At 72.7% G+C, this 12688-nt stretch carries 14 protein-coding genes; 11 read left to right on the top strand and 3 right to left on the bottom strand.

All coding sequences use genetic code 11. The annotated features are described in order from the left end of the window. Positions 1-131 precede the first annotated feature (131 nt). A complete protein-coding gene (locus tag ACWCPW_RS04055; protein ID WP_449760005.1) occupies positions 132-947 on the top strand; it encodes a class I SAM-dependent methyltransferase in 816 nt (271 codons plus the stop codon). Between the two features lie 9 nt (positions 948-956). Here ACWCPW_RS04055 and ACWCPW_RS04050 read toward each other — a convergent pair whose 3' ends face one another. Then, the gene (locus ACWCPW_RS04050; protein WP_449760004.1) at positions 957-1622 is read right to left on the bottom strand and encodes a TetR/AcrR family transcriptional regulator; all 666 of its coding nucleotides are present in this window, start codon (positions 1620-1622) and stop codon (positions 957-959) included. A 153-nt stretch (positions 1623-1775) separates the two neighbouring features. Here ACWCPW_RS04050 and ACWCPW_RS04045 point away from each other — a divergent pair, with 153 nt between their 5' ends. The 7 genes from ACWCPW_RS04045 (at position 1776) to ACWCPW_RS04015 (ending at position 7875) form a co-directional block, all read left to right on the top strand. Then, positions 1776-2345: a 2-oxoacid:acceptor oxidoreductase family protein gene (locus ACWCPW_RS04045; RefSeq protein ID WP_449760003.1), complete on the top strand. Its 570-nt coding sequence runs from the start codon at positions 1776-1778 to the stop codon at positions 2343-2345. 38 nt (positions 2346-2383) lie between these two features. Beyond that, positions 2384-2632 (top strand): 4Fe-4S dicluster domain-containing protein, encoded by a 249-nt coding sequence (locus ACWCPW_RS04040; RefSeq protein ID WP_449760002.1) that lies wholly within the window; start codon positions 2384-2386, stop codon positions 2630-2632. Next, the gene (locus ACWCPW_RS04035; RefSeq protein ID WP_449760001.1) at positions 2629-3867 is read left to right on the top strand and encodes a hypothetical protein; all 1239 of its coding nucleotides are present in this window, start codon (positions 2629-2631) and stop codon (positions 3865-3867) included. The genes ACWCPW_RS04040 and ACWCPW_RS04035 overlap by 4 nt, the downstream gene beginning before the upstream one ends. After that, a complete protein-coding gene (locus ACWCPW_RS04030) occupies positions 3864-4772 on the top strand; it encodes a thiamine pyrophosphate-dependent enzyme (RefSeq protein WP_449760000.1) in 909 nt (302 codons plus the stop codon). The genes ACWCPW_RS04035 and ACWCPW_RS04030 overlap by 4 nt, the downstream gene beginning before the upstream one ends. Further along, the gene (locus tag ACWCPW_RS04025) at positions 4769-5884 is read left to right on the top strand and encodes a D-2-hydroxyacid dehydrogenase (RefSeq protein ID WP_449759999.1); all 1116 of its coding nucleotides are present in this window, start codon (positions 4769-4771) and stop codon (positions 5882-5884) included. Before ACWCPW_RS04030 ends, ACWCPW_RS04025 begins: the two co-directional genes overlap by 4 nt. Before the next feature lie 70 nt (positions 5885-5954). Continuing rightward, positions 5955-6311, top strand: a complete 357-nt coding sequence (locus ACWCPW_RS04020) for a hypothetical protein (protein ID WP_449759998.1) — start codon at positions 5955-5957, stop codon at positions 6309-6311. 19 nt (positions 6312-6330) lie between these two features. Then, positions 6331-7875, top strand: coding sequence for a class I adenylate-forming enzyme family protein (locus tag ACWCPW_RS04015; protein ID WP_449759997.1), 1545 nt, complete (start codon positions 6331-6333; stop codon positions 7873-7875). Here the strand turns inward: ACWCPW_RS04015 and ACWCPW_RS04010 are convergent. Next, positions 7856-8491, bottom strand: coding sequence for a TetR/AcrR family transcriptional regulator (locus ACWCPW_RS04010; protein ID WP_449759996.1), 636 nt, complete (start codon positions 8489-8491; stop codon positions 7856-7858). The two genes, ACWCPW_RS04015 and ACWCPW_RS04010, sit on opposite strands and share 20 nt — an antisense overlap. 92 nt (positions 8492-8583) lie before the next feature. Between ACWCPW_RS04010 and ACWCPW_RS04005 the strand changes: the two genes are divergently transcribed. Both ACWCPW_RS04005 and cyaB read left to right on the top strand, forming a co-directional pair. Next, the gene (locus ACWCPW_RS04005) at positions 8584-9450 is read left to right on the top strand and encodes an SDR family oxidoreductase (RefSeq protein ID WP_449759995.1); all 867 of its coding nucleotides are present in this window, start codon (positions 8584-8586) and stop codon (positions 9448-9450) included. A gap of 161 nt (positions 9451-9611) precedes the next feature. After that, complete coding sequence (gene cyaB / locus ACWCPW_RS04000; RefSeq protein ID WP_449759994.1) at positions 9612-10202, top strand: class IV adenylate cyclase; 591 nt, start codon at positions 9612-9614, stop codon at positions 10200-10202. A gap of 13 nt (positions 10203-10215) precedes the next feature. Here the strand turns inward: cyaB and ACWCPW_RS03995 are convergent, their stop codons facing one another. Continuing rightward, positions 10216-10449 carry an Atu4866 domain-containing protein gene (locus ACWCPW_RS03995; protein WP_449760214.1) on the bottom strand — a complete coding sequence of 78 codons (234 nt, stop codon included), beginning with the start codon at positions 10447-10449 and terminating at the stop codon, positions 10216-10218. A 336-nt stretch (positions 10450-10785) separates the two neighbouring features. Between ACWCPW_RS03995 and ACWCPW_RS03990 the strand changes: the two genes are divergently transcribed. Next, positions 10786-12285 (top strand): hypothetical protein, encoded by a 1500-nt coding sequence (locus ACWCPW_RS03990; protein WP_449759993.1) that lies wholly within the window; start codon positions 10786-10788, stop codon positions 12283-12285. Positions 12286-12688: the final 403 nt, after the last annotated feature.

Here is a 12688-nt window from a genome sequence, read left to right as displayed (position 1 = left end):
GTTCGGCCGGCCGGGCGACCGCGGTTCGCTTGTCCTCGACAATCCGGGATCGGGTCCCCGCGACCGCGTAGCGTGGTGTCCCACGACCACAGCGATCTGCGGGGACCCTCCTCGCGGGGAGGCCGAACCGCATGGCATTGCCACCCGCCGGAGCATCCCCTTCCGACCCGATTCGGATCCTGGACGTCGCCGGGGACGAATACCGCCAGGCATTCGAACTCTTCCTCGCCGGATCGGACGAGAAGGCCGTGACCCACGCCCGTCTGAGGACGCTGGTCGAACAGTTGCCCCGTCGTTCGGTCTTCGTCGACATCGGGGCCGGTTCCGGTGCGACCACCCGCTACCTGGGCCGTTACTTCCAGCGCACGATCGCCATCGAACCCGGCGAGTACATGCGTACCGCGCTCCGCCTCGCCTGCCCGGACGCGGAGGTGCTGGGCGATCCCGTCGAAGCGGTGGAGTTGCCCGCCGTCGCCGACTTCGCGCTGTGTTCGCACATGCTCTACTACCTGCCGGAGCCGCGTTGGTTGCCCACGGTGCGGCGCATGCTGGGTTGGGTCCGACCGGGCGGTGAACTCGTCCTCGCGCTCCAGAATCCGGAGAACGAGTGCATGCGCCTCGTGCGGCACTTCTTCGACGTCCGCTTCGACCTGTCGGCGACGGCGAGCGCGCTTCGAGCGGCCGACGACGGCCTCGTCGAGGACTGGAGCATCGAGACGCTGCCCGTGCGCTTTCGTGCCGACAACCTGGCCGACACCCTCGCGGTGGCCGAGTTCATGGTGAACGTCCCGGACCTGGCCACCCGCGACCCGCTGCCGAGCCGCAAGGCCCTCGAACACTACGTCCTGACCAATTGCGCCGAGCCGAACGACTCCGGCTTCTCCATCGGCCACGACCACGACATCGTCCGCATCCGACGATCCTCGCGGGCGTCCGTCGCGCACTGAGGCAATGCCTCAGTTCGCGCTCACACCCGCGCCCGCCAACGCGAAGCGCACCGTGTGGGCCCGGTCCTCGGGGGCGACCGCCGTGCCCGTGCGCAGGTGGTCGTGGAGGGTGGCCAGGGTCAGGCGGTAGATCGCGAGGGCGTCGGCCGCGGGGTCGGGGGTCGGCGCGGTGGCCAACGCCTCGCGCAGGGGGCGGAGCATCGCCTCGATCGAGTCGCGCTGTTCGGTCGGGAACAGGTCGGCCAGGCGGTCCTGGTGGGCGACGAACGGCCGCGTGCGGGCGGCCGCGATCGGGTCGCCGGCCTGGGCGAGGACGCCCTCGATCCAGGCCGCGACCTTGCCCGCGACGTCGGGTGCGGTCGACATCCGGCGGTCCAGGTACGCGGCCATTTGCCGTCGGCCGTCGTCGAGCATCGCCACGAGCAGTTCGTCCTTGGACCGGAAGTGCCGGTAGAACGCCTGGTTCGACAGCCCGGACTCGCGCATGATGTCGCGCATCGTGGGATCGAGGCTGCCGGTGCGCTCGACCACCCGGTAGGTCGCGTCGATCAGCCGGCGGACCTCCTGCTCGTAGGCCGCCCAGCGCGCCTCCAGCGGCCGGCGGACCGCGTTGCCCACCAGGCCCTCGGAGTTCGCCGTCGCCTGGGCCCCATCGAGCCCGTCGACCCCGTCCATCGGCGGTCCCCACCTTCGATTCTCCGACGCTCTTGTGTGCCGGAACGCTGCATCATACTATCCGGAACGGCGTTCTCAGAGATACTCACCGCGTTCCGAGTACCTCCCCGCACGGTTCTCCCAGGCAGCAGAAGCAGCGAGGAAGGGGTCTCCATGCAGCGCGAGGTTCTCCTGACCGGGATCGGTGGTCAGGGCATCCAGCTCGCCACCGCACTGCTCGCCGCGGCCGCGGTGGCCGAGGGCCGACACGCGATGTACTTCGGGTCCTACGGCGGCATGATGCGCGGCGGCAACTCGGACACCACGCTCGTCCTCGGCGACGCGCCGGTCGAGAGTCCGCCGACCGTCGCCTCGGCCTGGTCCGGCCTGGTCCTGCACCCCGCACACGCGGGCGGCGTCTACTCCCGACTGCACGACGACGGCCTGCTCGTGCTCAACACGAGCCTGTGCGACCCGGGTGCGACGCCCACCGTCGGCCGGCTCGTGCCCGTCCCCGCCTCGGAGTTGGCCGCGAGCACCGGCAACCCTTCGGCGGTGACCATGATCGCGCTCGGCGCGTACGCGGCCGCGACCGCCGTCGTCGCCCTCGACACCCTGCTGGACACCGCCGCCGAGGTGTTGCCGCCGTACCGAAGGCAACACGCGGACGGCATTCGCAGCGCGCTCCGGATGGGACACGCGCACGCCGGACCGGCGTTGCGCGCCTGGCCGGTGTACGCGTGAGCGGCCCGGGCCCGGCGGCCACGCGGCCCGGAGAACCGGTGCTCAGCAAGGGCACCCTGGTGATCGACGTCGACGCCTGCAAGGGCTGCGACCTGTGCGTCGACGCGTGCCCCGCGGACGTGTTGCGGATGACCGTCGACGAGGTCAACGACCGGGGCTACCGCTATCCGCAGCTCCTGCCCGGCTGCATCGCCTGCAAGGCCTGTTCGGCGGTCTGCCCGGACTTCGTCTTCCAGGTCTACCGGTACGACGAACCCCGCGACGAGACCGGAGGCGACCGCCGATGAGCAGGCCAGGCACCCCGGCCGACACCCGCCCGCCCGTACTGCCCGGCTCGGCCGCCATCGGCGAGGCGATGATCGCGGCCGGCTGCCGGTTCTTCGCCGGCTACCCGATGACGCCGTTCACCGAGGTGCTCGAACACATGGCGGCCCGGCTGCCCGAGGTCGACGGCGTCTGCGTCAACGCGGAGAGCGAGTTGGAGGCGGTCGGGATGGCGTGGGGCGCCGCCGCCACCGGTACGCCGGCCGCGACCGGGTCGACCGGCCAAGGCCTGTCGCTGATGCAGGAGTCGCTGGCCGAGATCGTGTACGCGCGGCTGCCGCTGGTGGTGTTGAACATGGCGCGCGCGCAGGGCGACTACTTCCAGGCCACCCGCGGCGGCGGGCACGGCGACTACCGGCACCTGGTGCTCGCGCCGTGCGATGTGCGCGAGGCGGTCGAGCTGACCCAGTACGCCTTCCACCTGGCCGAGTTCTGGCGCAGCCCGGTGCTGGTGATGGGCGACTACTACCTGGCCCACACGCACGTGTCGGTCGACGTCCGGCCGCGCGACTTCGGCCCGCCGCCCGCGCGCGACTGGGCGCTGGACGGCTCGTCCGGCGGGACCGGGGCGGCCAAGCTCGTCTCGCCGCTGTCCGACCGCAAGCAGCGGCACGCCGGCGATCGCACCGATGCCGGCTACGACCTGGCCGAGTTCTACACCCGGCACGGCGGCACGATGGAACGCATGGTCGCGGAGACCGAACCCCGCGCGGAGACCGGGTTCCTGGTCGATGCCGAGGTCGTGGTGGTCGCCTACGGAACGCCCGCGCTGTACGTCCGCCAGGCCGTTCGCGACCTGCGCGCGCTGGGCCTGCGGGTCGGCTATGTGCGCCCGATCACGCTGGTGCCCTTCCCGAGCGAGATCGTGCGCGCCGCGGCGGCGGGCGCGCGGGTGGTGGCGGTGTACGAGAACAGCGGAGGACAGATGGTGGACGACGTACGCCTGGCCGTGCTCGGCGCGGCGCCGGTGCGGTTCATCGGCCGGCTCAGCCTGGACTCGTCCGGCTTCGGCATCGCGCCCGACCTCGACGTCGGCGCGATGCGGCGGCGGATCGAGGCCGTGTTCGCGTCGGCCGGCGACGGATCGGCACGGGCTCCGGCCGCCGCCGATCCGGGTCCGGGTCCGGGTCCGGGTCCCGATCCGGCAGCCGACCGGGATCCGGCCGTCGACGCCCGAGTCGCGGCGGACCCCCGATGACCGCCGGGATGCCGACGAGCGGCTCCTCGACCGGCGCGGCCACCACGCCGGGCCCGGTGTCCGGTCCCCGGTCCGGCCCCCGGCCGGGACCGCAGCCCGCCGGACGCCGCGAATTGCCCGTGCTGACCACCACCGCCACCGCGCCCACCTGCGGGGCCCGGCTCGTGCACGACTTCACCCCCGACCTGATCGACGTCGGCGCGCATCACCTGTGTCCGGGCTGCGGCGAGCCGATCGCGATGCGCTCGATGGTCGAGCAGGTGCAGGAGCTGGACCAGGTCACCAAGGCGATCGCGGTGTTCGGGATCGGCTGCTACACGGCCTACTCCAACAACCTCGACATCGAGGTGTTGCAAGCCCTGCACGGCCGGGCCCCGTCCCTGGCCACCGGCGTCAAGCGCTGCCGGCCGGACACCCTCGTGTTCACCGTGCAGGGCGACGGCGACATGGTCAACGAGGGCCTCCAGGAGGTGCTGCACACGGCGGCACGCGGCGAGAACGTCACGTGCTTCATGCTCAACAACGGTGTATTCGGCGAGACCGGCGGGCACATGACCGCCGCGACCGTGCTCGGCCAGCGCACCAAGAACACGCTCGACGGGCGCGACGCGGCCGTGCACGGCTACCCGATCCGACTCGCCGACCTGATCGCCCGACTCGACGGCGCCGCGTACGTCGCGCGCGGCGCGGTCAACGACATCGTCAACATCACCCGCACCACCCGCATGATCAAGAACGCGTTCCGGACCCAACTGCGCGGCGAAGGCTTCTCGTTCGTGGAGATCCTGACCATGTGCCCGACCGGCTGGTTCGTGGACACCGCCGCCGCGCCCGACTACCTGGCGAACACGCACGCCGCGACGCACACCCTCGGCGTACTCAAGGACCGGAGGACACCCGCGTGAGTGAGTCGCCCGCCCCCGAGCAGCCGCACGGGCCCGAGGCCGAACCCGATCGGCCGTCCATCGTGGTCGCCGTCATGTACCCCTCGGCCTGGGACATCCGGCCCGCGCACGTACTCGCGGCCGACCTCGACGCGGTGCGCGCGCTCGATCCCCGGCTGGAGATCGTGGACTGCCGCTACGTCGAGCCCGAGCACCTGCGCACCGAGCGCGGCCGTCCCGGCGCCGCGGCCCGCCCGGAACTGCGCGAACTCGCCCCCGAATTGACCGCCGACCAGCGCGACCTGCTGGCCCGGGCCGAGATCGCGCTGGTCGCGGACCTGCCGTTCGAGGTGGCGAACCTGGCGCCGAAACTGCGCTGGGTACAGAGCTGCGCGGCGGGCAACGGGCAACTGCTCTCGGCGGGCCTGCCCACCGAGCGGATCCGGTTGACCACGGCGGCCGGCGTGAACGGCACGCCGATCGCCGAGTTCGTCTTCGCCCGGCTGCTCGCGTTCTTCAAACGGCATCGCGAGCTGGACGCGCTCCAGGACGCGCGGCGCTGGAAGCCGGCGTTCGGCGGTTTGATCCGGGGCAGGACTCTGGGGCTGATCGGCGTCGGCGGGATCGGATCGCAACTGGCGCGCCGAGCCCAGGCGTTCGGGATGACGGTGCACGCGACCCGGCGTCGGGTGGAGGTGCCCGCCGAGCACGTGGACCGGCTCTTCCACCCGGACGACCTGCACGAGATGTTGGCGGGCTGCGACGCGGTGGTGTCCGCGGCCCCGGAGACCGCGGACACGGTCGGCACGATGAACGCCGCCGCGTTCGCCGCGATGCGCGAGGGCGCGTTCTACTGCAACGTCGGCCGGGGGTCGTTCGTGGTCGAGGCGGACCTGATCGCGGCGCTGCGCGGCGGCCGGCTCGGCGGGGCCGCCCTGGACGTGGTCGCGGCCGAGCCGCTGCCCGCCGACCACCCGCTGTGGGACGCGCCCAACCTGTACCTGTCCGCGCACTGCTCCAGCGCGGCCCTCGAACACTTCACCGAGGTCTTCCGGCTCTTCCGCGACAACCTGGCCCGGTATCTGGCCGGCGCGGAACTCCGCAACCGGATCGACCCGGACGCGGGCTGCTGAATCCCCGGCCGCCCATCACCGTCACCACCAACGCCCATCCCACCCCAGCGACCCAAGGACGGATCAGCAGATGAGCGAGGAAACCGTGTCCGCGACGGGCGAGCCGGCCGCCGAGCGCACCCTCGGCGGGATCGGTACCCGGGTGTTGTTCGAGGACGACAAGGTCCGGATCTGGGAACTCGAACTCGCCCCGGGCGCGCGCAGCGACGCGCACCGGCACGAGCTGGACTACTACCTGATCCAGATCGCGGGCGACCGGATCGCGGTCGAACCCGAGCCGGACACCGAGGGCGAGTACCGCGAGTACTTCGCCGCCGACGTGGTGCCCGGCGTGGTCGTCCCGATGCGGCGCGGCGGCGTGGAGACCGCGGTCAACGTCGGCGAGCGGCGCTATCACGAGATCATCGTCGAACTGAAGGACCGCTGACCGGGGTTGTCACACCGGCATGGAGCACCGACGAAAGGGGGTGGCGATGGCGCACGAGGGTCTGGTGATCGACGCCGTGTTCACCGGCGCGGCCCGAGCCGTCCCGGACCGGCCGGCGGCGGTCCTGGGCGAGGACGCGCTCACCTTCGGCGCCTTGCACGCGGCGGCGTCCGGCACCGCACACGCGCTGCGTGCGGCCGGCGTCCGGCGCGGCGACCGGGTCGCGTGCTGGAACGGGACCACGCTCGACGTGCTGCCGGTGTTCGTGGCGCTGGCCCGGATCGGCGCGGTGTACGTCCCGCTGAGCCCGGGGCTGTCCGCGGCCGAGGCGACCGCGACGGTACGGGTGGCCCGGCCGGCGCTGATGATCGCCGACGAGAGTGTGCCGGGCGCGGCGGTGGGCGCCTCGCTCGGCGTGCCGGTGCTCGGTCTGGCGGAGGTGGGGGGCTCGGCGGATCCGCGGCACGCCGCGCCGCGCGGCGGGAGCGACGGGGCCGGCGAGACTGGCGAGACCTGCGACGGTCCGCGGGAGACCGACCCGCACGTGCTGTTCTTCACGTCCGGCAGCACCGGTCGGCCCAAGGGCGTGATCCTCTCCCACCGCACGAACGTGCTGCGCACCCATCCCGGTGCGCAACTCGAACCGCGCGGCGCGATGGTGTGCCCGTACCCGCTGTTCCACATGGGCGCCTGGACGATCGCGCTGCAGCAATGGCAGGCGCGGGACACGGTGGTCCTGGTCGCCCGGCCGGACGGCGCGCAGATCGTGGCCGCGGTGCGCCGACACCGCGCGACCCGGCTGAACTGCGTACCGGCGGTCTGGCAGCGGGTGTTGGACACGCTCGCGGCGGAGGAGGGGTCGGGCGGCGGCACGCTGGCTACGTTGCGGTTCGCCGACACCGGTACGTCCCGCACCCCGCCGGAGTTGCTCGCGGCGATCGCCCAGGCCGCCCCGAACGCCGTGCTCCGCGTCTTCTACGGCTCGACCGAGGCGGGCAACGTGGCCGCGCTCGACGGCGTCGACGTGCCGCGCAAGCCGGGCAGTTGCGGAGTGCCGAGCCCCTACCAGGAGGTCCGGCTCGGGGCCGACGGCGAGGTGTGCGTGCGCGGGCCGCTGCTGTTCGACGGCTACTTCGACGACGAGGCGGCCACCCGCGCGGTGTTGCGGGACGGCAGCTACCACACGGGCGACCTCGCGACGGTGGACGCCGACGGCTACCTGAGCATCGTCGGCCGGATGGGCGAGCTGATCCGCACCGGAGGCGAGGCGGTCGCGCCGGGCGAGGTCGAGGCGGTGCTGCTTCGGGCCGAGGGGGTCCGCGAGGCGGCCGTGGTGGGCCTGCCGGACCCGACCTGGGGCGAACTGATCTGCGCGGTCGTGGTGCCGACCGACCCCGCGAGGCCACCCGGCCTCAGCACACTGCGCGCCGCCTGCGCGGGCCGACTCGCCACCCACAAGCACCCGCGCCGCGTGGTCTACGTATCCGAACTCCCCCGCACTCCCGCAACCGGTCAGGTCCTGCGCCGTCACCTGGTCGAACAGATCACCACGACCCGGGAATAGCTCCGAGATCCGCCGTCGGTTCCGGTCGGTCGCCAGGCGCAGGGTCCTCGCCGCCCGGGCGTAGCCCGTCGACCATCAGGCCCAGGAGGTGTTCGGCCTGTGTCGGTGGCACTTGTTCGCGCAGCCAGGCGGCGGCGTTCATCAGTGCGTGGACGTCCGCGGCGGTGACCTCGTCGCGGATCGCGCCCGCGTCGCGGGCGGTGCTCAGCAGGCTCTCGGTGATCGCGGCCATGCGCTCGCACGCCTCGTGCAGTTCCGAGGCCTCGTCGCCGAGGCCCTCCATCAGCAGCGCGGCGAGGCCCCGGTAGGCCGCCGCGTGTACCGCGACCGCGCCCATCCAGCGGGCGAGGGCGGCCAACGGCGTGACCTGCTCCGGTGGTTCTTCGGTGGACTCGAAGAGGGTCGCGTGCCGTTCGCGGAGCAGGGCGGCGGCGAGGGCCCGCCGGTTGGGGAAGTGCCCGTACAGGGTTCCGATGGCGACTCCCGTCCGGCGGGCGATGCCCTCCAGGGACGCGCCCGTGCCCTGTTCGCGGAACGCCGTGTCGGCCGCCTCCAGGATGTGCTCGCGGTTGCGTTGCGCGTCGGCGCGCGGTCGGCGTGTTCGGGTGCCGCTCATCCACCTGCCCCTTGCTTATTCGAGGGTACCTCGACTTATTATTCCGAGGAGCCCTCAGTTTAGCCGAGGGTCCTCACTCGAAGGAGCTGCACATGATCTTGGTTACCGGGGCCACCGGATCCATCGGCGGACATCTGGTCCGCCGACTCCAGGACCTCCAGGCACCGTTCACCGCACTCGTCCGGGACGCCGACAAGGGTCGGACATTGGGCTGCCCGTACGTCGTGGCGGACTTCGACGATCCCGACTCGATCGCCGCGGCGCTGGTCGGCGTGGACCGGGTCCTGCTCAACGACGCGGGCGCGGTACCGACGGCCGACGGGGCGGCGCAGCCGATGGTGGCCCGACAACGGGCCTTCATCGACGCGGCCGGGCGGGCCGGGGTGGCGCGCATCGTCAAGGTCTCGGTCTGGCACGCGCGGCGGGGCGGCAGGCTCGCGCAGGGTGCGCACTGGGAGATCGAGCAGCACCTGAAGGCGTCCGGCATCGAGTGGTCCCTTCTGCAACCCAGCGGCTTCATGCAGAACTTCCACACCGGGGCGGGCACCTTCAGCGCCGACGGGAGCCTGATCGCCCCGGCGGACGACGCGCCCGTGTCGTACATCGACTGCCACGACATCGCCGCGTGCGCGGCCGTCCTGCTCACCGAACCCCGAGGCGCGGGAGAGACGTTCGTGCTCACCGGTCCGGAGGCACTCACGATGGCCGAGGTCGCCGGACAGTTGTCCGGGCTGCTCGACAAACCGGTCCATGTCGTCGGGCTGACTCCGGAGGACATGGCGAGGCAACTCGAGGCGCAGGGCGTCCCCGAACGATTCGCCGAGGACGTGGCCGCGCTGTGGGCCGACGTCGGCACCGGATCGCTGGCCGCCACCACACCCGATGTCGAACACCTGACCGGCCGAAAACCACGCACCTTCGCCGAATTCCTCACCGCCAACCGGTCCCGCTTCCGCTGACGCGCGACGCCGCGGCCGCGATCCTTCGGCCCGGCCGGCGTCCGGTGGTGGCACCGTGCGTCGGCCCGTCCGATCCTGGTGTCCTCGTCGTCGAGCGTCGTACAGGCGCGACAAGCTCTCCACCAGGCGGCGGTTCGGGTGGTCGGTGGGAAGGGTGGGTCGTGATCGAGGTGGAGTCGAAGGCTCGGGTGGGGGATCGGGAGGGGCTCCTCGGTGCGTTGGAGGGGTTCGCCGGCGGGCGGGAGGAGGTGTACGAGGACACCTACTACGACGATGCCGGGCGGGCTTTGGCGCGTGGGGAACGGGAGTTGCGGGTCCGGACGGTGCGGGGCGCGGAGGGCGTGGTGTCCGTGTTGACGTACAAGGACGCCCCGGTCGAGGCGGTGTCGGGGTCGAAGCCCGAGTACGAGACGCGGGTCGGGGACGCGGCCGGTGTGGACGCGGTGTTGCGCGGGCTCGGGTACCTGCCGACGATTCGGTTCGAGAAGCGGTGTCGGAACTACGCGTTCGAACGCGCGGGTCTGCGTCTGCTCGCTTCGGTGGTGGACGTTCCTGAACTGGGCGAGACGTTCGTGGAGGTCGAGACCCTGGTGGCGGACCGCGATCGGGTCGCGGCGGCGCTGGAGGTGGTGCGGGCGGTGCTCGCCGACCTCGGCGTTGCCCGCGAGGCGTTCACGAACGAGTCGTACACGGACGCGGTGGCGGCGCGGAGGGCCGGCGCGGCCGGGGCCGATGCGCGGACCGGCGAGTGACGGGGCGGGTGGGTCACGAGCGCTCGGCGGGCGCCGATTCGCGGTAGAGGATCAGGTGTTCGTGGTAGAGCACGCCGTCGCGGATGTCGCCGGTGGCGGTGAAGCCGGTGTCGTCGAGGTAGTCGAGGTGGGCACCGGTGACGGTATAGCTGCCGGTATAGGCGCTGCGCCGGGTGCCCCTGGCCTCGTCGTAGCGGCCGTCGGCGCGGAGTTCCTGGCGGATGTGGCCGTCGGCGGTCACCCACATGCCGATGACGTCGACGATGGCGGCGGCACCGGCAGCGGCACGCGCGGCGGCACGGGCGGCGGCGGTCCGGGTGGGTTCGGTGGTCATGCCGTACTCCGTGGGGTTGTCGGTCGGCGGTTGGTTCGCCCAGTCTGCGCACGGGCCCGGGCCGTAGGCAGGGCGCGGGACTCCAGGGTGTGCGACACCCACCCGGACGAAGCGCCGCGCCGGGCGGGCCCGAGGGTGGTGGTGAGCAGCGGACTTCTCGGGTTGTTCGCGTCTTGTTCGGTTAGTCCTTTCGGGTGTTGGGGCCGAATGGGGCTTCGGGGCAGGGCCCGGTGCGGTAGACAGGTGGACATGCCTCTGAAGACGCGTGCCGCCAGGGTCGGCTCGATGGATGTGAACCGCATGGCCCCGGTGGAGTTGCGGGTGTTCGCGCTGTTCGCCGCAGCGGCCGCGGCGGGACAGAGCATCACCATCCGCGAGGTGGCCGGCCTGGCCGGGCCCAACGGGCGCACGATCGGCTCGCGCAGCGCGATGAGCATCGCCGGCGATCTGGTCGACAGCGGCCTGCTGGCGCTGTCCCCGCCGCTGACCGTGGTCGGCCTCGACGGGCCGATCGAGGTGTCCGTGGCCGGTCGCGGCCCGATGGAGCCGACCGCCAAGCCGGTGCCGCCGCGTCCCTCGTCGCCGCTGCTGCCCGAGTTGCGCGAGCCGACCTCGCCCGATTCCGTACCGCCGCCGCGAAGCCCGCGCACGACGGCCGAGCAGCCCCGCGGCGCGAAGGAGACCCGCCGCCCGCGCGATCCGAAGGGGCCCAGGGACGCCGGCGAGCAGACCGGCCTGCGGCGCTTCGGCGTGCTGACCGTGCCGCCCGGGCTGCCGGAGTCGCTGCTGGCCGAACTCACCGCGATCGTCGAGGGGTTCCGCGCGCATCAGGCCGGCGGCGTCGCGGACCTGACCGTCGTGGCCGAGCTGACCAAGCGCAAGGCCGCCGCGCTCACCCTGTGGGCCGACGCGCCCTATCCGCTGGGCACCGGGTTGGTCCGGGCCGAGGCGGACCGCGCTCGTCGGGCGTACGAGACCACACTCCAGCAGTTGGCGCAGCAGCGCGGCATCCCGTGGGAGAGCGCGCGTCCCGACGCGGAGCCCGGTGGGCACTGGGCGGTGAGCGGCCTGGGCGAACCGGTGCGCGGCGCGTTGACGTACATCGGCCGGACCGCCCCCGGCACCGCCCCCGTCGCCCGACTGCTCGCGCTGGTTTGCCTGTTGCGCGGCGTCGGTTCGGGTGTCGCCAACCTGACCGGCCCCGATCTGCGCGGCGTCTGCGGCAAGGAGGCCGAGCTCGCGGTCGGCGAACTGACCGCGTCCGGGTGGCTCAGTGTCGACGTCGAGGAGTTGCTGGCGACCGAGGAGGACCCGGTCGGCTGCGGCGTCCCCGGTGCCACCGGCTTCTCGCTGGGCAAGCTGCCCCGGACCCGGTCCTCGGGCTGGGTCGCCCGCCTGATCTCACACAAGAAGCTGCGCAAGCAGCCCGCGCAGGTACGACTGGCCGCCCTCGGCATCACCGCCCACTCGGACGCCAACGGCGACGCCCGCGCCGAGGTGGCCTTCCTCGCCGGCCTCACCGCGACCACCGCCGAGGAGGTGGCGGCCACGACCGAGACGCTCGTCGCGGAGGGCTGGCTGACCGAGGCCGACATCGAGGACGGAATGGTCCGGGGCCGAATCGCACCGGAACACCTGATCTACGTCGAGGCGCTCCGAACCAACACGCCGGTACAAACCCTCCAGGCCGCGGCCAAGGCCGCAGCCGCCGCGCAAGAGGCGGCAACCACGGCGACTCCCACCCCGTAGACCTCGTCTCGACCGCACCACCCGACCACCCCGATCCGGCGACGACACCGGATCGGGGTTTCGACGTGCTGCCCGTGCCATGACGCCGGACCCGGCAAGCGGGCGCCGGCTCTTCGAGCGCGAGCTCACCCGCGTCACGCGCCGGCCTGCCCCCACAACCGCGGCCCCGCCCGGCCCCGGCCCCTCGCCGGGTGCCCGCCGGAGCGGACGCGGCGGACCGCAGCCCCGCGCGCCGGCGGAAGTTTGCCTGTCCGTCACCCGCGATCCGCTCCCCGGTCGACGGCGGACCGATGAACTGCGGTGGTCCGAACACCTCCGCACGCCCGAACCACCCCCGTACGTGCGAACGGCTCGGTGCAGCACCCGAACCACCCCATCCGTGCGAACCCATCGCACGGGCGCT

The sequence above is a fragment of the Embleya sp. NPDC001921 genome, assembly GCF_053594475.1.
This window is presented reverse-complemented; position numbering and strand designations above follow the sequence as displayed.

What these genes read in the sequence shown, in the direction of transcription:
- ACWCPW_RS04010 (WP_449759996.1), bottom strand. Translation starts at nt 8,491, where the DNA reads ATGAGCGGCACCCGAACACGCCGACCGCGCGCCGACGCGCAACGCAAC.
- ACWCPW_RS04050 (WP_449760004.1), bottom strand. Translation starts at nt 1,622, where the DNA reads ATGGACGGGGTCGACGGGCTCGATGGGGCCCAGGCGACGGCGAACTCC.
- ACWCPW_RS03990 (WP_449759993.1), top strand. Translation starts at nt 10,786, where the DNA reads ATGCCTCTGAAGACGCGTGCCGCCAGGGTCGGCTCGATGGATGTGAAC.
- ACWCPW_RS04035 (WP_449760001.1), top strand. Translation starts at nt 2,629, where the DNA reads ATGAGCAGGCCAGGCACCCCGGCCGACACCCGCCCGCCCGTACTGCCC.
- ACWCPW_RS03995 (WP_449760214.1), bottom strand. Translation starts at nt 10,449, where the DNA reads ATGTGGGTGACCGCCGACGGCCACATCCGCCAGGAACTCCGCGCCGAC.
- ACWCPW_RS04030 (WP_449760000.1), top strand. Translation starts at nt 3,864, where the DNA reads ATGACCGCCGGGATGCCGACGAGCGGCTCCTCGACCGGCGCGGCCACC.
- ACWCPW_RS04015 (WP_449759997.1), top strand. Translation starts at nt 6,331, where the DNA reads ATGGAGCACCGACGAAAGGGGGTGGCGATGGCGCACGAGGGTCTGGTG.
- ACWCPW_RS04045 (WP_449760003.1), top strand. Translation starts at nt 1,776, where the DNA reads ATGCAGCGCGAGGTTCTCCTGACCGGGATCGGTGGTCAGGGCATCCAG.
- ACWCPW_RS04005 (WP_449759995.1), top strand. Translation starts at nt 8,584, where the DNA reads ATGATCTTGGTTACCGGGGCCACCGGATCCATCGGCGGACATCTGGTC.
- ACWCPW_RS04055 (WP_449760005.1), top strand. Translation starts at nt 132, where the DNA reads ATGGCATTGCCACCCGCCGGAGCATCCCCTTCCGACCCGATTCGGATC.
- ACWCPW_RS04020 (WP_449759998.1), top strand. Translation starts at nt 5,955, where the DNA reads ATGAGCGAGGAAACCGTGTCCGCGACGGGCGAGCCGGCCGCCGAGCGC.